Origin of the sequence: Undibacterium sp. CY21W, from assembly GCF_014284265.1 — a bacterium.
Taxonomy (GTDB): Bacteria; Pseudomonadota; Gammaproteobacteria; order Burkholderiales; family Burkholderiaceae_D; genus Undibacterium; species Undibacterium aquatile.
The window spans coordinates 23,854-45,638 of sequence record NZ_JACOGE010000001.1; the positions used below are offsets into that span (position 1 = coordinate 23,854).

Here is a 21,785-nt window from a genome sequence, read left to right on the forward strand (position 1 = left end):
ACTGAATTGAGTCATTCAGGATTTGAATTGCCAGTGACGGCTATCTTCCTGAATGGCGGCAAGTTGTTCGGCTGTCAGCCCGGTATTGACCAGATCCCGGCTATCGATCGCTTTACTACCGACATTGATGCTGGCCTTGAGTAAATACTGATATGCCAGCAAGATATCTTTGGGCACACCAGCACCATACAAATATTGACGACCAAGCTCAAATTCAGCAGACGATAGTTCCTGAACAGCAGCAAGATTGAGCCAGTACACGGCCTGCTTTTCGTCTTTCGGTACACCTGATCCATTGAGATACAACATCGCCAGATGATACTGTGCGCTCGCATTGCCCTGCTCGGCCGCATCCTGATACCAGGCAGCAGCTTCAATGTAACTATGCGGTAGCAGCGTTCCTGATTCATGTAATGAGCCTAATACTAACTGAGCTGCAGCGAAATCCTGCTCGGCGGCCTGATACAAAAGATCCACCGCCTGCTGCATTTCTTCTGCATTAGTATGACTGGATAAGTACAGCAGGCCGAGATTGGTCTGCGCACCAGGATGCCCCTGTTCGGCTGCGCGCTTCAGCCAGAAGCGGGCCTCGTCCACATTCTGATAGCCAAAGTCGCCATTCAGATACGACAACGCCAGAGTATTTTGTGCCTGCATATCGCCGAGTACAGCCCAACGCTGAACCTGCAGTTCATCGTCGTCAAAATCATCATCGCCTGATGCCGTCGCACACGAAGACATGATCGCTAGCGCGCAAAACAAATGTCGCCACTTTTTCATGATTTTCTTCCACTATTGTCGGTAGTCGTGATGTTACGTCTTGACCTGACGGAAACATATTTCGCTTCTGTCGATTAAGGTAACAAAATGTAGTCATCCTTGATGACGTGTTCCTGTGCCGGGGTTACACTGACGGTCTGCCCTTAAGAAAAGGATGAACCGTGAGCTTTACCGTCGCTAAAAAATTGCGTATTGGCCTGATTGCAAACCGCTCTCATCAGGATGCACAGGATTCCGCCTTAGTTCAACTACTGCGCGGTTCACGTCAGGCTATCACATTCCTGCAACCGGAGTTTGTCGTCGTCGGCAGAACGCTGGATGCGATGGTTATGCATGGTCTGCTGGATATTTGCCAGCATGTTGAACGTTTTCCTTATGGTCGTGACGGCGGCCTGATGAAGCTGGTCTCACGCGTTGTTGACAGTGATCCGGCCAAAGCGGTGGATGCGGTGATTTATCTGATTGATCCGGTCGATCCATCGTCTGTTTTTCCAGAGGCAGTCGCATTAAAACGGCAATGCGTGATTCACAGGAAGCCATTTCTGGCCACGCTGGCCGGCGCCCGCGAATGGCTGGAACTGGAAGCGACCGTCAATGGCGCTCCCACCGATCCCGCACTCAACGCCAGCTTCGCGTTGAACAATGAAGGTATTGCGCTGATTGCACACGATGCCATGAAAGAAAAAATGCTGGCGCTGGCAGAAAAGCATTTCAGTGTGCTGGATAAGTTTGCGTATCGGTATGCGACCGGCACCACCGGCGGTCTGCTGAATCAGTTAGCAAAAAAAATCAAAGGCGAAGCAGGACGTGACTGGGTTCAGCCCTTTCTTTCCGGCCCGCTCGGCGGCGATGCCCAGTTAGCGGAACTGGTACTCGACAGAAAAATACGGCGCATCCTGTTTCTGGAAGACCCGCATGTCGCTCGTCAGCATGAAGCAGATATCCAGTTACTCGAACGTGCCGCCCGCACTGTGACCGATTTCGCGCAGGTCTTCAGCGAAGTGGAAGGTGCAGATCGCTGGCTGACCTTCCTCAGTGAGCGATCCGCCGCGTGAGGAAAGAAAGAAGCCGCTACTGATATTTTCTGCGGTGGGCAGTGCCTTGATTACAACTGATTGATAAGCAGATATTGAATCAGTACAATCGCGTACCACTATGCTGCACCATGCGGCCTGGTCATGATCAATCTCCCGGCAATCAAGGACGCACGATGACACGTAAATATTCAGATATGAACCAGCACGATGCGCTGTACAAAGTCGCACGTGCATATCCGGGTGGGCTGGAAGCGCTGGCGCTGCGCATGGATATTTCCGTCAACGTCCTCAGAAACAAACTAGCCCCCGGAATTGACTCGCACTATCCTTCGTTTGAAGAGCTGTCCGTCATTGTTGAACACTGCCATAACGCCGGGGTAAAAGAAGCGCATCTGCCATTGCACGCCTTGCTCGGACGCCACGGCATGGCAGCATTTGTCGTACCGGAACCGGACGAAGTATTGAAAGATGATCTGTCACAAACAGTCTGCCGCGTCATGAGTCAGGTTGGCGATGTGGCGGAAGCCGTTTCCACAGCGCTGCTTGATGGCGTCATCACCGATGCCGAAGCTGATCTGATTGAGCGTGAATTTCAGGGTGCCTTAACCGCGCTCGGCGAATGGCGCGCTCGTATCCGCGCCCATCGCAAGTCTCAGGAGTGAGTCTCTGCGCTACCCGCAGCTCTGTTTTACAATAGTGCTCCTGCTGACATTTCCAATACCATGTCTACCGAGCCTCAACCTGCACGCGCACGTCCAACATCTTTAGCAGACATTTTCTTTTCATTCACCGTGCTGGCATTGCAGGGATTTGGCGGCGTCGTCGCGATCGTGCAAAGAGAAATGGTGGAACGCAAACGCTGGCTGACCAACGAAGAATTTGTGGAGGATTGGGCGGTTGCGCAAATCATGCCCGGCCCGAACGTCATCAATCTTTGTCTGATGATAGGTAATCGCTACTTTGGTCTGCCGGGTGCATTGATGGCGCTGGCTGGCTTATTGATGATTCCCTTGATCATCGTGTTGCTGATGGCAGCGGTATACGTTCAGTTTGCGCAACATCCCGGCGTTGCCGGAGCTTTGCGCGGCATGAGCGCCGTGACGTCCGGGCTAATTGCTGCCACCGGTCTGAAGCTGATTCCTGCACTCAATCATCATCCATTAGGCAAACGTCTGGCACTGTTATTCAGCGCCGTCTGTTTTGTCTGCGTCGCAATTTTCAAACTGCCATTGGTCTATGTATTACTGGGACTGGGTGCGATCAGTTGGGCGCTGGTGTTCAGGAAGCTGAAATAATGAGCGAAGCAATCCACCCGGTTTTACACATCAGCATGAATTGGGGCGACTGGTTTCATCTGTGGCTGCATTATCTGATGCTGTCCTTGTTGTCGATCGGCGGCGCGGTATCAACACTCCCGGACATGCACCGTTATCTGGTCGATCAGCAACACTGGCTGACGGACGCGCAATTCAATGCCTCGATCGCGATCGCACAAGCCGCACCAGGGCCGAATGTCTTGTTTATCGCCCTGATGGGTTGGAATGTCGGTCTCAACAGCGGCAGCATGTGGGCGGGCTTACTCGGTGTGCTGATCACGATGTCAGGCATTCTGCTGCCAAGTACCACGCTCACTTACATGGCTGCCCGCTGGGGTCATGAAAACCGCGATCTGCTCGGTGTGCGCAGTTTTAAACTCGCAATGACGCCTATCGTCATCGGTCTGCTGCTTGCAACAGGCTGGATCATGGCGAGTTCACACAATGTTGTGGTGCGCGACTGGCCACTGTGGCTGCTCTCGGCAGCATGTGCCTTGGTGGTCTGGCGCACCAACCTGCATTTGTTGTGGCTGCTGGCGGCGGGTGCGCTTTTGGGTTGGTTCGGGCTGGTTTAAACAAAACCCAGAGTACGGTTGCTGGCGTTGTAATTCACCAGGTTGGGCAACAACATCAGTAAATTACTGTCGGATACACCCAGCCATTTACCCAATGTTGCGGCGTACTGATCAACTGAAGTCGTCGGCAGCAAACGTCCCTGACCAACATCATCCGGCCCATTCGACGCAACGACAGGCGGTGTGCCGAAATAGCGCTGACCATTCACCGCGCCCCCCATCACAAAATGCATACTGCCCCAGCCATGATCTGAACCGTCATTGTTGCCACTCAACGTACGGCCAAAATCAGACGCGGTAAACGTGGTCACCCTGTCCGCGACACCTAACTCTACTGTTGCGTTATAAAACGCCGCCATGCCATCTGCCAGCGTTTTCATCAGACCGGGATGATTCGCAACCAGACCATCATGCGTATCAAAACCACCCATAGAAACAAAAAACACCTGACGCTTTGCACCTAGTGTCGTCGCGCTGGAAATCATACGGGCAACTAGTTTCAGTTGATCACCCAGACTGTTTTTCGTCGGGAATGGCGTGTTCAGTACAGGTGCGCTGGCCAACGCCGAAGACAAAATGACATTCGCATCAATTGCCCGTTTCGTCACGCGGTTATATTCATTTTCAAATAAATGCGTGCGGCTTTGGGTGATTAAATTTTGTAAGGCAGCAGAGCATTCTTTCGAGCCAAACATCGAAGTCTGCAAGGCCGATAACGGCACTGATCCGCTGGTCGATACCTGATACTGCACCGCTGTATTTCCCGATAAATACACCGCGTTTCCGGAGACGTTGATACAGGTAAACGTGGAGTTAGTATTAGCTGCCTGGAACAGATCACCCATGCGGCCGCCCCAGCCAGTACGCGCACCTTCGGCAGAGCTCGACTGCCATACCGATTGCTGATCGTTATGCGAAAACAGTTTCGGCGGCAAAGGCGCGCTCTTGTTTGTGTACTGTAATTTAGTGGTCGGTTGTACCAGCGTGCCCGTATTCAGGATCACGCCCAATTTACCGGCATTGAAGATCGGCATCAGCGGCGCAAGATTCGGTGCCAGCGCATATTGGTGGCTGACACCAGCGCTGTCTTTCGGATCGTTGAGCGAGCTCAGTACCGTCGCCGTCAGCGTATCCCGCGCATACGCCAGAGTCGGGCGCAATGCTGAATACGCATTGTAGGAGCTGGTATCGTAAGGCACCAGGGTATTACCATAATCGTTACCACCGTATAAAAATACGCAGACGATAGCTTTGTAATCCGTCGCGGTGGCCGCTGCAGCCTCGGACATCGCCGCCAGATTTAAGGCCCATGGCGTCGCAATACCGGCCACTGATAAAGCTGAAGCGCGCTGCAAAAAAGCACGGCGGGATGCATTCATCATGGTTTGATCGGTCATGATGAATTCCTTATTTGATGACGAGAAATTCTGGCGCAGCCAGAACCAGGGTCAGTGCGGCATAAATGCGATTATTCTTGCGCGCATCCGTACCGGTTGGCATGGTGTTGACCGCCGTGGCAATATTGTTCAGCGTTTCATCGCTGATTTGCCCCGCTGCCAGCACGAGATTGATTTCTTTCAGCAGCGCCGGTGCATTTTCAGCTAAGGGCAGCAAACTGCTGTAATCGGGGATTAAATCGGTATTACCAAGACTGACCAAGCGCTGCATAAAGTTCACATAGCCGACCACGGTTGATTCATTGGTGATCTGAAATTCCGGTGCGACCAGAGATGCGGCACCGATCGCGCTATTCGGCGGCAAATAACCGGGACGGAAAAAATTAAAGACGGATGAAGAGCGCGAAGGACTTTGCCCGAGGCGGGTCGCCGGATCGCTGGTATTACCGATATTCCAGTTACCACTGACGGACGATAACTTATACGCACGCGCCCATGCCAGCAAACGCAACACCGGTTCGCGCAATTTACCGGATTGCGGATTACTGAGATTGGCTGCGTTGCGCGCCTCATCATCCAGCAGCAGCGCTTTGACCACCGCGCCCAGATTGCCTTTCACTCCTTTTCCATCGTTCAGGAATACACTCGCAACACGCTGCACATAGGCTGGCGTCGGGTTGCTGGTCACCAGTCGCTGTATCAGCTGACGGCAGATAAATGGGGCAACATTCGGATGCGCAAAAATAATATCCAAAGCCGCTTTTAAACTTTGCACCCCGTTTAAGCCGGCAGGCACCGTCGCACCAAGAAATGTCGATGCGCCTGTTTCATGGCGACTATCGACCTGCGTCATCGGACGCCTTAAAAAATCCGGCGTATCAGTTTTGCTGGTCGATAAATCGAAATCCCAGCCGGTAAAAACTCTGGCCAGACCGGTGATGTCGTCAAGGGTATAGGTTTCCTGCTGCACCCCGTTCACGGTCAGTGGTGTGCCGTCGGGATTGAGCTTGAGCAGTCCGATAGAAAACAATTGCATCAGTTCGCGAGCGTAATTCTCGTCAGGCAGCGCACCGGTTTTGGCATTGTATTTGGTGTTGCCGCGATAAGTCAGGTATTGTCCCATCGCCGCGCTGGTGGACACGTTTTCCAGCAAAGTGCGGAAATTGCCAAAACATTGCGCTTCCAGCAAATCCAGAAACTGAGCCGCAGAAAATGCCTGCCAGCCAGCGCCCACCAGGCCATCAATCCCGACCACGATAATTTCTGACAAGGCAAACGTGACGCGCTGACGTAAAGTATCTGGTGCGTTAATCAGCTTGTACCAGACCACAGAATCAAAACCATTCTGGGTAAAAATATTCGCCGCAGCGTTAAAGCCTTTGGCTACCAGCCAGTCCCAACGGGTCTGGGAAGGCGACATCGCCATCTGCTCATCGATCCATGCCGCATAGCCAATCGCGCCGACGCGGGCAATCTGTTCGCGGGTCGCACCGGTCGACGCCTGCGCCAGAAACCGCGATGCCTGAATTTCGGTGACCGGCGGGGCATTGATAACGGGAGCGGTGCTGCCGCTGCCACCGGTACTTCCGCCACCACCGCCACAAGCACTCAACAGGGTGGCCGATACGAGCGCCGCAGCCGGTAAGCCCACGCCGGAATTTTCATGCAGGCGGGGCGGATCACCCCCGAGAACGTTCTCATCTTCAGTTTGAACCAGCATGTATTTCTCCTTCTGTATGCATGCAATGCCAGACACCGTTGGCGAATCCGGAATAGCATAGAAGACAGCCGCTGGATTCGCACACTGAATTTGTATGCGCTCTTCACAAAATGAACGCATAAAGCCGCTACAAAACAAGCGATTTCATAGGAGAATAGCGCAGTCGCTGAAAACCACGATATTAATTCTTGTTACATATTCGTTTCCGAAAACAACTTCATGTAGAGGATGCCTGCTACTAAATCATCAATCTTTGTTACAGTCCGTGCCACAGATTAAGGTATCCTTGCCAACCTGCCATCCAGAAATTCTTGACCGCCATCCATGAAGTTGAGTATCGAAGCACCAGAAAATGATCTTGCCAAGTCTGGCGAAATTCATCTGCATATCCGGTTTCGACCCGCCAATTTCGTAGGTATCGTGATTGTTTTGATCATTCATGCCTTGCTGCTGTACTTCTTACTGAATATGCATCCGGTCAAGAAAAAAAAGCAGGGCGATGACGCCGCCTCACAAAATGCCATCGTTCTGATGCTGGATAAGGCAACCGTCGCAAAAATGGCAGCACCTGAACCCAAAAAGCCGGTTTCCAAGCCCGTAGTCATTCCACGTCCGAAAAAATCCATCGTCTCACCGGTAACGCCGCCGGTAGCACCGGTTCAGATGGCGCAAACAACCGTCACACCGCCCACGCCCATCGTTCAGGCACCACCTGAGCAAGATATGATGAGCATGTTGAATGCTGCACGTGAACGACGCCGTGCGCAGGATCCGTCGAATCAGGAAAATGCGGCAAATCAGTCTGGACGCGGCATGAGTCCGCAAGAAGTCGCAGAAGCCAATGTGCGTCGCAGTATGCAGCAAGCGAATGGCCGCGAAGGTACGGGCGGGGTATTCCAGATCACAAGCAAAAGCTTACGCGTAGCAACCTTTACCTTCCGCGGTTGGAAACCTGATCGGCAAAACAGCTTCAAAAAAACTATCGAAGTGGATGCCGGTCTGGGTGGTGACATTGAGATCGCCATCATCCGGCGCATGATCATGTTAATCCGTGAGGAATATCAGGGCGACTTCAGTTGGGAGTCACATCGCCTTGGCCGGGTAGTTACCTTATCAGCCAGACCGCAAGACACCGCAGAGCTGGAAAATTTCATGATGAAAGAGTTTTTTGGCAGCGGCCGTTAAGCCCTTCAGACACAGTTGCGCGATCAACCTGGTACACGCCTGCGCCAACTGCGACGCCACCAGCGAAGAGTGAGATTTTTTAAGGCACACCAGAATCGGACAGCCATAGTGGGTTCTGGCAGTTGCGTCAAAATCTCGCTACGACGCCGGGCCGATATCTGTATCCAACCGCTGTGCTCAACAGCATAGACAGCACCTTCCGGCATGTAAATTTGCGTTGTGTAAGCGTAAGCGTCAACCTCCAACGAGGGAATCTGAATAACGACCTGGCCGACACTTAAATGTAATAAAGTCCCGGCGGTAACATACACCTGAAGCGACTGTGTGGATTGCAAAGTAGTGATATGCATGCTGAGCTCTCATCTGAAGATATGCACACAGAATAGGTCAGGGCAAACAGCCATAACAGACACAAAAACGCACAGACTGCATCGGTGCAAACCAGAATTCCGGCATCTGTTATTGTGTCTATTCACGCTAACTGTATCTGTTCATCCTGTATGGCGGAGAGGATCATCGTCGCATGCCCAAACACAGCACATTTCAACTGTACAACCCGAATCACGAGAATGATTTGCCTCTGCCTTTATACCGACGGCTGGCCAATCATTATTTATCGGCGATGAAGGCGGGTACGCTGGTGGTCGGTGATCGTATGCCGTCTGTGCGCAAGCTGATGCAATTGCATACCGTGAGCTTATCAACCGCTTTGCAAATGTGCCGCCAGCTGGAAACTGAGGGATGGCTGGAAGCGCGCCCGCGCTCGGGTTATTTTGTGCGTCTGCCAAGACGCATTAATCTGGTGCCGGCAACAGAGCCGCCCATCAATGCACCGATTGACCCGGCGCAGTTCGTCGGTATTCACGAGCGAGTGTCGGCCATCATCGCGCAGGGGCAGCGTCCGGTGAATATCAATTTCGCCAGAGCCAACGGTGAGCCGGATATGTATCCACAGGAAGAGTTAAAAAATCTGGCCATACGCTTGCTGCGACAGCGGCCGCAATTGCTGACCAAGGCGATCTCGCCGGGCGGCAATAAAGAACTGAAAGCAGCATTGGCAAAGCGTGCGCTGGGCATAGGTATGAGCATCAAGCCCGACGACGTCGTTGTTACTATGGGTTGTATCGAAGCCTTGAATCTGGCTTTACGTGCAGTGGCGCAAGCCGGTGACGTCATCGCGGTAGAGTCGCCGACGTTTTATGGTCTGCTGCAAGTGCTCGAGAGTCTGGGTATGAAGGCGCTGGAAATTCCGACCAGCCCGCAAACCGGCATCTCGATAGAGGCGCTGGAGTTGGCAATGCGCACCTATGACAATATCAAAGCCGTCGTTGTCGTGCCGCATTTGCAAAATCCTTTGGGCAGCATCATGCCGGATAGCCATAAACAAAGACTGGTTGCCCTGTGTGAAACGCAGCAAATTCCCTTGATTGAAGATGATTCGTACAGCGCCTTAGTGAATGCCGACGCGACACCGGTCAGCGCCAAACACTGGGATAAAACCGGCAATGTGATTTATTGTGCGTCCCTACATAAAATTCTGGCACCGGGCTTGCGCGTCGGCTGGATGGTCGCCGGACGCTGGCACGCCAGAATCAGCATGCTGAAATATGCCCAGACCCGGTACAACGAAGAATGGTCGCAAATCGTGCTGGCCGAATTTATTAACTCCAGCGCCTACGACCGCCACCTGCGACGGCTGCGCCATGTTCTGACTCAGCAACGCGAGCGCACGGCCGAAGCAATTGCCGCCTATTTTCCTGAGGGTACGCGCCTGACGATACCAGATGGTGGCGTTTCACTCTGGATAGAAATGCCACATCAGCTTTCGTCGCAAGCTGTATTTGAGGCCGCGTTAGAACAGGGGATATTAGTGTCGCCAGGTTTGCTGTATTCAAACTCAAACCGGTTCGATCATTTCCTGCGTTTAAATTGTGGCAAGCATTTCACGCCGGAATTAGATAATGCCCTGCGTCAGTTGGGACACATCATCACGGCCATGGCGCGACAACGTCAACATCAGGAACGGCACATCGCGGCTTAAAACTGATCCGGCCTGAAAATAAACACATATTCAAGCCCGGTTTTCCGCACTCAGCTCCCCGCTTGGCAGATTGGCAATCGTGTGGAAACCCACAATTGCCCGGATTTGCCTATTTTTTGATAATGCTCTCGGTTAGAAATCATCGTGATTGATATGGCGCATTCATTCCCGCCATCAAATTCCACAAAATTAACGGAGACGGCAAATGAATAAGCCACCAATCTACAAATCCCTGTATTTTCAGGTGATCAGCGCCATTATCATCGGCGTTTTATTAGGTCACTATTACCCTGATTCCGGCGCGGCAATGAAACCGCTGGGCGACGGCTTCATCAAGCTGATCAAGATGATGATTGCACCGATTATTTTCTGTACCGTAGTGATCGGTATCGCCGGTATGGAAGATATGAAAAAAGTCGGTAAAACCGGCGGTATGGCGCTGCTGTACTTTGAAGTTGTCAGTACGCTGGCGCTGATTGTCGGGCTGGTCATGATCAATCTTGTACAACCCGGTGCCGGCATGCATATCGACGTGAATGCGCTCGATACCAAAGGAATCGCCGCCTACACTGCTCCGGGAAAAATGCAGACAACGACCGAGTTTCTGATGGCCATTATTCCGACAACCATCGTCGATGCATTTGCCAAAGGTGAAATTCTGCAAGTCTTGCTGATCTCGGTATTTTTTGGTTTTGCATTGCATCGTTTCGGTGGTCGCGGCACGCTGGTTTTTGACTTTATCGAAAAATTTTCGCACGTCTTATTCGTCATCGTTGGCTACATCATGAAAGCGGCACCAATTGGTGCGTTCGGCGCGATGGCATTTACCATCGGTAAATTCGGTGTTTCCTCACTGCTGTCACTCGGTTATCTGATGGCGACTTTTTATGGCACCTGCCTGATTTTCATTTTCGTTGTCCTCGGCACTATTGCTAAGTTCCACGGTTTCAGCATCTGGAAATTCGTCAAATACATCAAAGAAGAATTGCTGATCGTGCTCGGCACCTCTTCTTCTGAATCCGCATTGCCGGGGATTATTGCGAAGCTGGAAAAACTGGGCGTGAAAAAATCTGTCGTTGGTCTGGTTGTTCCGACTGGCTATTCATTTAACCTCGATGGCACCTCAATTTATCTGACGATGGCAGCTGTGTTCATCGCGCAGGCCACAGATACACCAATGAGCCTGATGCAGCAAATCACTTTGCTGGCCGTACTGTTACTGACATCCAAAGGCGCGGCGGGTATCACCGGCAGCGGCTTTATCGTGCTGGCCGCCACCTTATCTGCGGTAGGCCACGTGCCGGTTGCAGGTCTCGCTCTGATACTCGGTATTGACCGCTTCATGTCAGAAGCCCGCGCTTTGACAAATCTGATCGGGAATGGCGTTGCAACTATCGTCGTGGCAAAGTGGGGAAATGACGTCAACATGCAGCAACTGGAAAACGGCCTGAATTCAGTCAATCCAGTGGACAGTGATGATTACGAAGCGATGATGGATGTACCACGGCATCGCTGATCGGTTGATGACCAAAAAAAAAGCGGACATTAGTCCGCTTTTTTTATGAGCGCAAATTATCGTACGCAAATGATAATGCGCTATTTTTTCAGGTGACGCATCGCCAGCAAGAGCGCAAATAATTGTACTGTTGCCGCCATAAAAAAAGGCGCGCCAAGCATCCAACTACCGCGCGGAAAATGACTCACCTGTGCCAGCAAAGCAGTGCCAGTGAGTGTCGCCGCAACGCTCATAATACTCGCCAGAGCACTTAGTGAACCCATGGCTAAACCTTGCGAACGCGCATTCACAGCACGGGAGAAAAAGGCCTGTAAAGCTGGCCCGGAAGCAAATGCCAGCATATTGCACAGGATCAGGACATACATCATCCAGCCCTGCGTGGCCACGCCGTACAGACTCAGCGCAATACACGAAGACGTGAGGCCAAACAAAACAGCATTCGCATCACCGACACGCTGAATATAACGCGTCAGAAAAACACCTTGCATCAGTACACTGGAAATACCGACAATAAACAGGGAAAAACCATTTTGCATCGGCGTCCAGCCGAAACGTAATTCTGTCGATAAAACCCAGGTCGTTTGCAAAATAAACTGGGCAAACATCGACAATGCATACACCCATACCAGCGGCCCGACGCTCTGTAAATGCGCAAGCCCGTTCAGTCCTGCAAATGGGTTGGCCGATAACAGTGAAAAGGCTTTACGGTGTTCCGGCGATAAGGATTCAGGCAAAGAAAAATAGCCGTAGACCACGTTTGCCAGCGACACAAGGGCAGCCAGATAAAACGGATAATGAATGTGGACTTCACCGAGCAACCCGCCGATCACAGGTCCGCAGATAAAGCCAAGACCAAACATCGCACCAATTTTTCCCAGCGCCTTGCTACGATTTTCCGGTGCGCTGACATCCGCAATATAGGCCGTTGCGACAGACAGATTACCCGCAGTCACACCGCCTAAAGCCCGGATAAACAGCAGCCAGTAAATGGATGTTGCCTGAGTCAGTAAAACAAAATTCAGCCCCAGCCCAAATACACAGGTCAGCAACACCGGACGGCGACCAAAGCGGTCACTCAGTGCGCCGATCACTGGTGCAAAGAAAAACTGCATCACACCGTAGATGGCGACAATCGCGCCATACCAATATGCCTGCATATCGCTCTGCAGAGTAAACGACGCCACCAACCGGGGCAGAACAGGAATAATCAGGCCGATGCCGAGAATATCCAGAAAGACAGTAATCAGCACAAAACGCACATTCGTCGACAAAGACGTTTGCTCAGAAGAATCCGGTGGAGGCATCTGCACTCTCTTTCGATACAATAAAAATTCAGGGATCAATTTGCGGTGTCGCCGTCTTACACGCATTCTCAGGCGGAGGTTTGCATAGTATATGATTAACCCTGACAACATGCTTCATGGGAGTTAACATGGCCTTATTTGATCACTTTCTGGTGATTGCTTTACTGGTTGCGATCAGTGCATTTTTCTCGATGGCAGAGATTTCTCTTGCCGCAGCGAGAAAAATGAAATTACAGGTACTGGAATCAGAAGGGGAGTTACGCGCAACGAAAGTACTGGAGCTGCAACAGGCGCCCGGTCATTTTTTTACTGTTGTACAGATAGGCCTGAACGCGGTCGCGATACTTGGCGGTATTCTGGGTGAACAAGCGCTGACGCCGTATTTCTCGACCGTATTCCACGCGATGTTTGGAAATAACAGTTGGGTCGATACTGCAAGTTTTCTGACATCGTTTGTCTTTGTTACTTCCATTTTCATTCTGTTTGCGGATCTGATTCCGAAAAAACTGGCAATGATCGCGCCGGAATCAGTAGCAATGGTGGTCATTACCCCGATGCGTTTGTGCGCCCGCCTGTTTAAGCCGCTGGTCTGGATATTCAATGGCTTATCCAATCTGATTTTCAAAGTGCTGAATTTACCAACCGTAAGAGATGAACAGATTACCTCAGATGAAATTTATGCGATGGTGGATGCCGGTGCTGAGGCTGGTGTGCTGCAGGCACGTGAACACCACATGATAGGCAATGTGTTTGAACTGGAAAGCCGCACCGTCCCGAGCGCGATGTCACAGCGCGACAGCATCGTATTTTTTACCTTGCAAGACACCGATGCCGTGATACGCCAGAAAATTGCGGATAATCCGCACAGCAAGTTTCTGGTCTGTGACGGCCACATCGATAACGTGGTTGGTTACGTCGAATCCAAAGATATTCTGAAGCGCGTCCTGACCAATCAGGCTTTTTCCAAAGTGCAAGAACTGTCGATCAGAACCGCGCTGGCCGTACCGGATTCACTGACTTTATCGGAGATGCTTGAGCAATTTAAAGGGACGCGCGAGGATTTCGCCGTGATCCTCAATGAATACGCGCTGGTTGTCGGTGTTATCACACTCAACGATGTCCTGAGTACGCTGATGGGAAATCTGGTGCATCCGTTTCTGGAAGACCAGATCGTCCAGCGCGACACGAACTCGTGGCTGATTGACGGTGCGACAACGATAGAAGACGTTTGTCGTGCCCTGAACATAGATTCCTTGCCCGGACAGGGCAGCTATGAGACTATTGCGGGCTTCATGATGACGATGCTCAAAAAGATCCCGAAGCGTACCGATTTCGTGATGGTAGACCGGTATAAGTTTGAAGTTGTCGATATCGACCATTACCGTATAGATCAGTTGCTGGTCGTTCTTCAGCAAGAACCGTCAGCAACACCGGAATAAAGGCTTCTGTATAGAGGTCACTCATTTTCAGCGCCGCCAGCATCAGGTTGACGGCGTTTTCGTTTTTTTATCAGGAAGTTTCATGTCGCAAGCTTGTGGAGTAGATTTTGGTACCTCAAACTCAACCGTGGGTTGGCATCGTGGCGCGCAATCCGTTTTGCTGGCGCTGGAACAAGATAAGCTGACTTTACCATCGGTCATTTTCTTCAATGCCGAAGAACATGAAGTCAGCTACGGACGTGCCGCGTTGACGAACTATCTGGCTGGGTATGAAGGGCGCCTGATGCGCTCGATGAAAAGCTTGCTGGGCACCAGTCTGATCGACGGTCAAACGGAAGTCATGGGCAAGCCACTGGCATTTCGCGATTTGTTATCGCAATTTATCGGTGAACTGAAAAAACGTGCCGAACAATCCGCCGGACAAGCGTTTGAACATGCGGTATTCGGTCGCCCCGTCCATTTCATCGACGATAACCGTCAGGCGGATCAGATCGCCCAGAACACCCTGGAAGATATTGCCCACGCAGTTGGTTTCAAAGAAGTACATTTTCAGTTTGAACCTATCGCGGCCGCCTTCGATTATGAGTCACGCATAGAAAAAGAAGAGTTGGTTCTGATCGCCGATATCGGTGGTGGTACTTCCGATTTTTCGCTGGTGCGTCTGGCGCCGGAACGCGCTCATTTACTGGATAGGCATGACGATATTCTGGGTAATGGCGGTATCCATATCGGCGGTACGGATTTCGATAAATATCTGAGTCTGACGCACATCATGCCCTTGCTGGGTTTAGGTGGCAGACTGGCGAATCAGACCGATGTGCCATCGAGTTATTATTTTAATCTGGCGACGTGGCACACAATTAATCTGGCCTACACGCAAAAAGTCTGGCGGGAATTACAGGATGTATATCGCGATATACAAAGCAGCGATGTGCGGCAGCGCTTTGAACGCTTATTGAATCTGGTCGAAGACCGGGATGGACACTGGCTGGCGATCAAATCGGAAGAAGCAAAAATTTTATTGTCGGATCAGGATGCAATCAATCTGCCACTCGAACGCCTGCGCAGCAAACCGGTATCTGTGCCCTGTTCACTGATACTGGAACAAGAAGGTTTACAATCAGCCATCGGCCATCTGAGCCGCGATATTGCACAGGCTGTCGCCAAAGTATTGCAGCAGGCGGGTATTCGCCCAGATCAGGTGGACACAGTCTTCTTTACGGGTGGGTCAAGTGGCGTGCGCGGTTTGCGTCAGCAAATTGCGGCGATTGTTCCGAACGCACGTAAGGTGGAAGGTGATTTATTCGGCAGTATCGGTGCAGGCTTGGGATTAGATGCGGCACGACGATTCGCCTGACGATATCAAAGATACCGATTAAAAAAGAAAATGGGCACCCGATGAAGGTGCCCGTTTTATTTTGCTTCTGAATGTTTTATGGCTTGTCCATCATGCCGGGAGCATCACCGCGTTTATGCATTTGCCGCGCCATGTGGCTCTGCATTTTGTGCTGCAGGCGACGATGGCTTTCATCAAAAATCTTTTGCTGTTCAGGCGTCAATGTTGCATAGAAAGTCTTGGTAGCAGCCAAACGATCCTGCAATGCCGCTTGATGCTCTTTCATTTTTTCCAGCATTTTTTCCATGCGCTGCGGCGTGGTCAGCTTATCCAGCTCTTTAAAATCTTCGCGCTGCGGCATGGCTTTAGGCGTGACCGATTGTATGAATGTTTTCCACGCGGGCTCCTGTGCTGCCGTAATCTTTAAGGTATCGTGCAGCTCTGCCTGATGCTTGGCAAAACGTTCTTTCATCTGCTCTGGATTTTTACCAGGCTCGCCCATAGGATGTTGCGGACGCGGAGGAACGTCCGGTGCGGTTTGTGCCAACGCTATCGCACTGACGCCACAACAGGAAGTAAGAACAACTGCCAGCAAAGTTTGTTTGAAATTTTTCATCATTTATCTTTCTGAATGCACGGAAAAAGCTCAGACTTTGCAGATACTTATTTTTTAAACAGGACTGACGCAAAATTGCTCCGGCAAGGCATGGCAACGCAGACAGTACGAATCGTACGGCCAGGAGCCATGACGCCGCTGGGGCGGTTTTGCGTCAGTCCTATAAAATAAAACAACTGCAGTTGAGCAACATTAACCGTTACACATCTTGCCGGGGTAACAGTCAACGGCCTCATTGTGCTTGCGTCTTGTAACCGGTAAATATCAATTACGTTCAGGTTTGTATCTCTGTGTAACAACGCCGGAACGCGTGTCCGTCCGATGTTTCGTACTATGTCGGCAAAGCGTTATCATAACAAGACGATACAAACCCACAATGCCTTTCACGGAGACCCGGTTCATAATGAAGACCATGGATACCTCAAATAAAATACTCATTGTTGACGATGACCGCGATATCCGCAGTTTACTGGCTGAATATCTGGATCAAAACGGCTATTCCGCCGTCATGGCGGCGGATGGCACCGCGATGTGGGCGGCATTACAGGAACATCAATTTGAACTGATCGTCCTCGACCTGAATTTACCCGGAGACGACGGTCTGACTTTATGCCGGAATCTTCGCAGCAAATCGACGATTCCCGTCATTATGCTGACCGCGCGCGGTGAACCCTTAGACCGGATACTCGGGCTGGAAATGGGTGCCGACGACTATCTGCCGAAACCATTCGAACCACGCGAATTGCTGGCCCGCATACGCAGTGTGTTAAGGCGGACACAAAATAATCAACTGGGCTCGAATAACGACGGTTTGCAAAAACTGAAGTTTGCCGGCTGGGTGCTGGATATGACAGCTCGCCATCTGATCGCCCCGGACGATATGATCGTTTCCTTGTCCGGTGCCGAATACAGGATGTTGAATATTTTTCTCGAACACCCGAATCGCGTTCTGAATCGGGATCAGTTATTGAATATGACGCACGGCCGCGATGCTGATCCTTTTGATCGTTCTATCGATATCCAGATCAGCCGTCTGCGCCAGAAACTCCGGGAAGATGCGCGCTCTCCGCAAATCATTAAAACAGTTCGTAACGGCGGCTATGTGCTGGCGGTGACTGTAACGGCAGAGAAGCACTGATGGCGATGTTGTCGTCAATGTGGGGGCGGGTCTTTGGCGCGCTTCTGATCGGTGTTTTATTATCCGCCACACTGACAGTATGGCTGGCCTTTGGTGAGCGCGAAAAAACGCTGATGCAATACCGTGAATCACATTCTATCGATAGGATAGAACAGTTGATCAGTGCGCTCGATACCTTGCCCACAGCAAACCGCGAGAGTTTTCTGGCGACGGCTCCGAGGTTGGGGTTAGAGGTCACCACCTTACCCGAAAATATCAGCGATACCGGCCCGCGCTCGGATTACGCCAGAGCTGTCAGCGAACGGCTGGGTCGGAATTTCCGCGTACTGTCTCTGCCAACGGATCCGTCAACCTGCCCGCGTCCACCCAAAAATGCTGTGCTGATGCGGGTGCCATGTGAGGCGCTCAGTATTACCTTGCACGATGGCACCGTGTTACGTCTGACGGTGATGCCACCAAAAACACCAGCGCCACCGCTGCGTGATGATTTCATACAATATTTCTTTTTATTTCTGACCTTCATTGCAGTATTAGCCTTGATTATCGCCCGAATGACGATGCGTCCCCTGCGCCATATGGCAGAAGCGGCCACGGCACTGGGGCAAGACATTAATCGTCCGCCCTTACCTGAAAAAGGTGCCAGCGAAATCGTCACCGCAACTCGGGCATTCAATGCGATGCAGGCCCGGATACGCCACCATATTTCACAGCGCACACATATGCTGGCGGCGATTACTCACGATTTACAAACGCCCTTAACCCGTTTGCGTCTGCGCCTCGAAAAAGTCAGTGATGTTGAATTACGCGAAAAATTGATCGGTGATTTATCCGCCATGCAGATGATGATCAGGGAAGGGTTGGATCTGGCGCGCAGTATAGAAAGCAGTGAAGCGCGCCGACCGCTGGATATTGATTCACTGCTTGACAGTGTTTGCAGTGACGCCAGCGAGGCAGGGCAAGACGTCAGTTTTTCAGGATTGCCAGGAATAACCGTCCTGGCCAAACCTCAGGCGCTGCGGCGCTGCCTGACGAATCTGATTGATAATGCTGTCAAATACGGACATTACGCAAAAGTCAGTATGTCAAAAGAAAAAGAAGGCGGCAAAGACGTTTTACAGATTTTTATACGAGACGGCGGTGCAGGCATTCCAACGGAACTGCAAGAAAAAGTATTCGAGCCGTTTTATCGCGTGGAAACATCACGCTCGCGCGAATCCGGCGGTTCTGGCCTCGGGCTGACCATCGCACAAAATATCGCACAACAACATGACGGACAACTGCAGCTACGCAATCTGCCCGAGGGCGGTCTGGAAGTACGCCTGACCCTGCCCATTCAGAATCCGCAATAACTGTCTGCCAGAAAGCCCTACAGTCACCCATAGTCACATAGTCGCGGGCTTTCCGGCACTCGCCTCATGATATGAGGACAGTCATCATACTAATGGCACCGAGATCCATACCATCCACTACGATCTCGGTCTTGTCATGACCATTTTTACTTCCCATCACATACAGCAACGGCAGAAAATGTTCAGAGGTCGGTACGGAGAGTGCCGCATCCTGACCGAATTGCTGGTAATTCACCAGCTTTTCAGTGTCATCTTCAAGAATGGCCTTGCGCATAACATTATTGAAGCGGTGCGCCCAGTCAAAACCGGGCGACTGAAAAGCCATACGGCGTAAATTGTGCACCACATTGCCGCTCGCCATCAGCATGACGCCCTCGTCCCGCAAGGCCGCCAGTCTCTGTCCCAATTCGAAATGCCAGCTGGCCGGCTGGGTCAGATCCAGACTCAGTTGTATCACTGGAATTTGCGCCTGTGGATACATTTTCACCAGTACCGACCAGGTACCGTGATCCAGCCCCCATTGCTGATCGAGTACCACCGGTAACGGTGCAAGATGTTGTGCAATGTGCTGTGCCAGCGCCGGATCGCCGGGAGCCGGATATTGAATGTCAAACAAGGCTTGCGGAAAACCACCGAAATCATGAATCGTCTGCGGCTGCTTCATTGCCGTTACCGCCACACCACGCGTCATCCAGTGTGCCGATATCATCAATATCGCTTTTGGCGCAGGAAAACGTTGCCCCAACGCCTCCCAAGCCTGGGTATAAATATTATTTTCGATTGCGTTCATGGGGCTGCCATGTCCGACGAAAATGGCTGGCATGCGCTGTGACTGAGTCATAAATAAGTCCTGACAGTGATCTGGTTTTGAATCTATCAACAATCTATGTAACCTGAGGTCAATTATTGCAAGCACAAACCGGTATCAGGCAAGCACACAAGCTACAGATAGTTAACAGTAACGGGCTCTAGGATAGAATATTTTTGAAAAGCAGGTAGGCAAGAACATCAATGCAATTCAACCACAAGGTAGAATCACGCAAAAATTAGAAAGGAATTCCATGATCAGTCTTCAGCTTGGCGACGTCAGCCATATCATTCAACTCGCGATTGCCCCCGTTTTTCTGCTGACCGGTGTTGGCACGAAACTCGCCGTACTGACCAGCCGTCTGGCAAGAATTATCGACAGAGCGAGGGTGGTGGAAAATTTACTGCAGACAAACGCAACGGTGGGTCTCGAAGAGGAACTGGTTGAATTATTTCAACGCTCACATCTGATTAATCGTGCGATTACGCTGAGCACAACCTGCGGCTTATTGATCTGCCTGGTGATTGCGGCGTTGTTCGTCGGGGATGCGATTGGTTTAAACCTTGATAAACTGATTGCGGGTCTGTTTGTTGGCGGTATTTTGTCGCTGATCGGCAGCTTTGTTTATTTTATGAGTGAAATTATCGTTGCAACAAGAACGCTGGATCGCCAACATCAACGCGACAGAATCAGACATTTGCAACGCTGATTCTGTCGTCGGCATATCGCTTTCAGTTCTTGGGCTGTACCTGCACCAGCAAATCGACACTGGCACTTCCGGGGTTGGCCACGGTAATCGGAAAATAGTCTGCCGACACCCGGAAGCTCAGCGTTGTCGCGACAGATACGGTCGGCGCGATAAAACCAGCAATCTGGGAATTCGTACCGACCAGTGTCACCAGCGGCGTATTTGTCTGTGTCCAGCTGAAATACAGCGGCGATGATCCGGTGTAATTCGGTGTTTCTGCTTTCAACTGTACGCTGGCTCCGCTCTGTACTACCTGCACCAGATTGTATGAAGTTAATGTAATCGGCGGCAGGGCGCTGACAAAGAACACCACATCTTTTTGTTTAACGGTATCTGCCGAAGTACCATCCGCGGCAATCGGTGCAGTAGAGGCGTTCAAGGTAAATACATAAGTTGACGTGGTCGTGACGACGCTGGGAAAGACAACGCTGGCAACGCTACTGGTCGGGTTGTAGACCGTCAGCGGGGTAGCGCCCGCCGGACCAGATTTGAATTTCCACAGATAATAAATCGTACCGCTGACTTCTTTGCCATTAACGTCATACATCGTAGTTTTGCTGCCATCCAGCGCCACCGCAGCGCCGGGTTGCACGGTGCCGCCACTGTAAGAAATCGGGACGATCGTTGGCTTGAGAACAGGCGTGATCGTGATTTTCTGTGTCGCGGTACCTGTCTTTTGTTTATCGTCAGTGACACGGCATTGCAACTTGACGGTCGTGGCATCTTTCACTACGGGTGCGACAAAACTGCTGCTGGCACCAGTCGTACTGGCCAGAGAAATCGTCAGACCGGCTGCATCTTCGACCACCCATTGATAGGCATAAGCGGCGCCACTGGTGGCAGGCGTTCCGCCACTACCAGCGCAACTCAGGCTCACCTTATCACCGGAAGTCACGCTCGCGTCAGCACCGGTCTGCGCCACAGGATTATTGGTCACCGAAGCGGATTGCAGTACCTTTAATGTCGTCGAAGAGCTGGAGGTGTTTCCCTTTGCATCAGTTGCCAGCAAGGTCAGCTTATAAGTGTAGTCGGCAGTCAGTTTTGCGGGAGGCGTCAGTTGTAAGGTGCAACTCGCCGAATTGCCCGAGGTCTGCATCGTTTTACAGTCGGCATTCGTGATCGCTGTCAGCGGATTGGCACCCAGCGTCAGAGCCTCGGTCTGCCAGGACATTTGCGTTATCTGTCCCGCAGAGCTGCTGGCCTGCCCGACAAAGCTGAGTGCATCGCCAACTGACACCGTGGATGCAGAGGGCACGCTGACAGCAACCGGGGTGCTGCCAGCGCTACTGCTGCTCGTACCGCCTCCACCACAAGCGGACAACAGAATGCTGATGGCACTAAAAGTAATGAATCTGCTGAAAACCACGGTAACTCCGATATGAAAATTGAGACTGACAGCACATTGTAACGTCAGCAGTAAAACAGAATATGTTCAAAATTACAAAACTCAGAAATTAGTTCCAATTTTACGGACGATCAT

General features: G+C 51.4%; 20 protein-coding genes. 12 read left to right on the top strand and 8 right to left on the bottom strand.

Features of this window, described 5'->3' with window-relative positions:
• Positions 1-15: 15 nt before the first annotated feature.
• The gene (locus tag H8K29_RS00085) at positions 16-780 is read right to left on the bottom strand and encodes a tetratricopeptide repeat protein (RefSeq protein ID WP_186895905.1); all 765 of its coding nucleotides are present in this window, start codon (positions 778-780) and stop codon (positions 16-18) included.
• 161 nt (positions 781-941) lie between these two features.
• Here H8K29_RS00085 and H8K29_RS00090 point away from each other — a divergent pair, with 161 nt between their 5' ends.
• The 4 genes from H8K29_RS00090 to H8K29_RS00105 all read left to right on the top strand — a co-directional run bounded on the left by H8K29_RS00090 (position 942) and on the right by H8K29_RS00105 (position 3,708).
• On the top strand, positions 942-1,835 hold the full coding sequence (locus H8K29_RS00090; RefSeq protein WP_186895906.1) for a methylglyoxal synthase: 894 nt from the start codon (positions 942-944) through the stop codon (positions 1,833-1,835).
• A gap of 155 nt (positions 1,836-1,990) precedes the next feature.
• The gene (locus tag H8K29_RS00095; RefSeq protein WP_186895907.1) at positions 1,991-2,479 is read left to right on the top strand and encodes a phage regulatory CII family protein; all 489 of its coding nucleotides are present in this window, start codon (positions 1,991-1,993) and stop codon (positions 2,477-2,479) included.
• Positions 2,480-2,539: 60 nt separating this feature from the next.
• Positions 2,540-3,112 carry a chromate transporter gene (locus H8K29_RS00100; protein WP_186895908.1) on the top strand — a complete coding sequence of 191 codons (573 nt, stop codon included), beginning with the start codon at positions 2,540-2,542 and terminating at the stop codon, positions 3,110-3,112.
• Complete coding sequence (locus H8K29_RS00105; protein WP_255423202.1) at positions 3,112-3,708, top strand: chromate transporter; 597 nt, start codon at positions 3,112-3,114, stop codon at positions 3,706-3,708. Before H8K29_RS00100 ends, H8K29_RS00105 begins: the two co-directional genes overlap by 1 nt.
• Here H8K29_RS00105 and H8K29_RS00110 read toward each other — a convergent pair.
• On the bottom strand, positions 3,705-5,105 hold the full coding sequence (locus H8K29_RS00110; RefSeq protein ID WP_255423203.1) for a DUF1501 domain-containing protein: 1,401 nt from the start codon (positions 5,103-5,105) through the stop codon (positions 3,705-3,707). The genes H8K29_RS00105 and H8K29_RS00110 overlap by 4 nt on opposite strands.
• A 10-nt stretch (positions 5,106-5,115) precedes the next feature.
• Positions 5,116-6,825 (bottom strand): DUF1800 family protein, encoded by a 1,710-nt coding sequence (locus tag H8K29_RS00115; RefSeq protein WP_186895909.1) that lies wholly within the window; start codon positions 6,823-6,825, stop codon positions 5,116-5,118.
• A 324-nt stretch (positions 6,826-7,149) separates the two neighbouring features.
• On the opposite strand from H8K29_RS00115, the gene H8K29_RS17810 reads away from it, so the two are divergent.
• Complete coding sequence (locus H8K29_RS17810) at positions 7,150-8,010, top strand: hypothetical protein (protein ID WP_186895910.1); 861 nt, start codon at positions 7,150-7,152, stop codon at positions 8,008-8,010.
• Positions 8,011-8,033: 23 nt separating this feature from the next.
• On the opposite strand, the gene H8K29_RS00125 is transcribed toward H8K29_RS17810, so the two are convergent.
• The gene (locus H8K29_RS00125) at positions 8,034-8,360 is read right to left on the bottom strand and encodes a hypothetical protein (protein WP_186895911.1); all 327 of its coding nucleotides are present in this window, start codon (positions 8,358-8,360) and stop codon (positions 8,034-8,036) included.
• A gap of 173 nt (positions 8,361-8,533) precedes the next feature.
• Between H8K29_RS00125 and H8K29_RS00130 the strand changes: the two genes are divergently transcribed.
• Positions 8,534-10,051, top strand: coding sequence for a PLP-dependent aminotransferase family protein (locus tag H8K29_RS00130; RefSeq protein WP_186895912.1), 1,518 nt, complete (start codon positions 8,534-8,536; stop codon positions 10,049-10,051).
• A gap of 205 nt (positions 10,052-10,256) precedes the next feature.
• Positions 10,257-11,567 (top strand): dicarboxylate/amino acid:cation symporter, encoded by a 1,311-nt coding sequence (locus H8K29_RS00135; protein ID WP_186884155.1) that lies wholly within the window; start codon positions 10,257-10,259, stop codon positions 11,565-11,567.
• 80 nt (positions 11,568-11,647) lie between these two features.
• Here H8K29_RS00135 and H8K29_RS00140 read toward each other — a convergent pair whose 3' ends face one another.
• On the bottom strand, positions 11,648-12,871 hold the full coding sequence (locus tag H8K29_RS00140; RefSeq protein ID WP_186895913.1) for a TCR/Tet family MFS transporter: 1,224 nt from the start codon (positions 12,869-12,871) through the stop codon (positions 11,648-11,650).
• Between the two features lie 128 nt (positions 12,872-12,999).
• Here H8K29_RS00140 and H8K29_RS00145 point away from each other — a divergent pair, with 128 nt between their 5' ends.
• Together H8K29_RS00145 and H8K29_RS00150 are read left to right on the top strand one after the other, a co-directional pair.
• Complete coding sequence (locus tag H8K29_RS00145; protein WP_186895914.1) at positions 13,000-14,310, top strand: hemolysin family protein; 1,311 nt, start codon at positions 13,000-13,002, stop codon at positions 14,308-14,310.
• Between the two features lie 82 nt (positions 14,311-14,392).
• Positions 14,393-15,667, top strand: a complete 1,275-nt coding sequence (locus tag H8K29_RS00150) for an Hsp70 family protein (RefSeq protein ID WP_186895915.1) — start codon at positions 14,393-14,395, stop codon at positions 15,665-15,667.
• 76 nt (positions 15,668-15,743) lie between these two features.
• Here H8K29_RS00150 and H8K29_RS00155 read toward each other — a convergent pair whose 3' ends face one another.
• Complete coding sequence (locus H8K29_RS00155; RefSeq protein WP_186895916.1) at positions 15,744-16,265, bottom strand: Spy/CpxP family protein refolding chaperone; 522 nt, start codon at positions 16,263-16,265, stop codon at positions 15,744-15,746.
• A 409-nt stretch (positions 16,266-16,674) separates the two neighbouring features.
• Between H8K29_RS00155 and H8K29_RS00160 the strand changes: the two genes are divergently transcribed.
• A complete protein-coding gene (locus H8K29_RS00160; RefSeq protein ID WP_186884150.1) occupies positions 16,675-17,400 on the top strand; it encodes a response regulator in 726 nt (241 codons plus the stop codon).
• Positions 17,400-18,749: an ATP-binding protein gene (locus H8K29_RS00165; RefSeq protein ID WP_255423204.1), complete on the top strand. Its 1,350-nt coding sequence runs from the start codon at positions 17,400-17,402 to the stop codon at positions 18,747-18,749. The genes H8K29_RS00160 and H8K29_RS00165 overlap by 1 nt, the downstream gene beginning before the upstream one ends.
• Before the next feature lie 64 nt (positions 18,750-18,813).
• Here H8K29_RS00165 and ygiD read toward each other — a convergent pair whose 3' ends face one another.
• Positions 18,814-19,590, bottom strand: a complete 777-nt coding sequence (gene ygiD / locus H8K29_RS00170; protein WP_186895917.1) for a 4,5-DOPA dioxygenase extradiol — start codon at positions 19,588-19,590, stop codon at positions 18,814-18,816.
• A gap of 220 nt (positions 19,591-19,810) precedes the next feature.
• Between ygiD and H8K29_RS00175 the strand changes: the two genes are divergently transcribed.
• On the top strand, positions 19,811-20,266 hold the full coding sequence (locus H8K29_RS00175; protein ID WP_222611381.1) for a DUF2721 domain-containing protein: 456 nt from the start codon (positions 19,811-19,813) through the stop codon (positions 20,264-20,266).
• Between the two features lie 22 nt (positions 20,267-20,288).
• Here the strand turns inward: H8K29_RS00175 and H8K29_RS00180 are convergent, their stop codons facing one another.
• Positions 20,289-21,671, bottom strand: coding sequence for a hypothetical protein (locus H8K29_RS00180; protein WP_186895918.1), 1,383 nt, complete (start codon positions 21,669-21,671; stop codon positions 20,289-20,291).
• Positions 21,672-21,785: the final 114 nt, after the last annotated feature.